At 73.8% G+C, this 1,499-nt stretch carries 1 protein-coding gene; it reads right to left on the bottom strand.

Annotation, left to right across the window (positions count from 1 at the left end; genetic code table 11):
* Positions 1-1,202, bottom strand: a 1,202-nt coding sequence (locus MCBG_RS00045) for a beta-ketoacyl synthase N-terminal-like domain-containing protein (protein ID WP_043322794.1), incomplete at its 3' end; no start/stop codon positions are given.
* Between the last annotated feature and the right edge of the window lie 297 nt (positions 1,203-1,499).

Genomic DNA, 1,499 nt, shown 5'->3' with positions numbered 1-1,499 from the left:
TTCGTGCCGGTGCCGTGCGCCTCGACGGCGTCCACGTCGGCCGGGGCGAGGCCGGCGTTGGCGAGCGCCTGCCGGATCACCCGCTGCTGCGACGGCCCGTTCGGGGCGGTGAGGCCGTTGGAAGCGCCGTCCTGGTTGACGGCGCTGCCCCGGATGACCGCGAGCACCGGGTGACCGTTGCGGCGGGCGTCGGAGAGCCGCTCGACGAGCAGCAGGCCGAGGCCCTCGCCCCAGCCGGTGCCGTCGGCGGCGGAGGCGAACGCCTTGACCCGGCTGTCCGGGGCGAGGCCCCGCTGCCGGCTGAAGCCGACGAACACCCCGGGGGTGGACATGACGGTCACGCCGCCGACCAGGGCGAGTGAGCACTCCGAGCGGCGCAGCGCCTGGCAGGCCCAGTGCAGCGCGACCAGCGACGACGAGCAGGCGGTGTCGACCGAGACGGCGGGCCCCTCCAGCCCGAGGGTGTACGACACCCGGCCCGACAGGACGCTGCCGGCGTTGCCGGTCATCAGGTGCCCCTCGGCGCCCTCGGCGCTGAACATCAGGTTGCGGTAGTCCTGGTAGTTGGTGCCGACGAATACGCCGGTGGCGCTGCCGCGCAGCGTGTGCGGGTCGATCCCGGCCCGCTCGACCGCCTCCCAGGACGCCTCCAGCAGCAGCCGCTGCTGCGGGTCCATGGCGAGGGCCTCGCGGGGGCTGATGCCGAAGAAGCCGGCGTCGAAGTCGGTGGCGCCGGTGACGAAGCCGCCCTCACGGGCGTAGCTGGTGCCCTCCTTCTCCGGGTCGGAGTCGAAGAGCCGGTCCAGGTCCCAGCCCCGGTCGGTGGGGAACTCCCCGATGGCGTCGCCGCCGGCGGCGAGGAGCTGCCACAGTTGCTCCGGGGTGTCCGCCCCACCGGGCAGGCGGCAGCTCATCGCCACGATGGCGATCGGGTCGTCGTCCTCGGCCGCGGCGGCCGGGGCGGGGGTGGTCGCGTCGGGGACGATCCCGGTGAGCAGTTCGCCGAGGTGCGCGGCGAGCACCGTCGGGTTCGGATAGTCGAAGGCGAGCGTCGCGGGCAGCCGCAGGTCGGTGGCGGCGGCCAGGAAGTTGCGCATGTCGACTGCCGTCAGCGAATCCAGGCCGAGGTCGCGGAAGGGCTGGGTGGCCGGGATGTCGTCGGCGGCGCCGTAGCCGAGGGCCGTCGCCGCGCACTGCCGCACCAGCTCCAGCAGTGTCGCGGTGCGCTCCCCCGGCGCGAGCGCGGCGAGCCGCCGGGCGAGGGCCGACTTTTACGCTTTTTCTCCTCCTCGGCGGCCTCCTGCTGCCCGGCCGGCTGCGTCGCCTCCTGGGCCTCGGCGAGGTCGCCGAACAGCGGGCTGGGGCGTACCAGGGTGAACTTTTTTTTTGGAACGGGCCCAGTCGATGTCGGCGACGACTGTGGTGGGCTCGTCGCGGCGCAGCGCCCGGGGGAGGGCCTCGACGGCCTGTTCTTTTTTCCATGCCGATCATGCCGCCCC

Origin of the sequence: Micromonospora sp. M42, assembly GCF_000568915.1 — a bacterium.
Classification (GTDB): domain Bacteria; phylum Actinomycetota; class Actinomycetes; order Mycobacteriales; family Micromonosporaceae; genus Micromonospora; species Micromonospora chalcea.
Note: the sequence above shows the minus strand (reverse complement) of the source record. Positions and strands in the feature narration are given on the sequence as shown.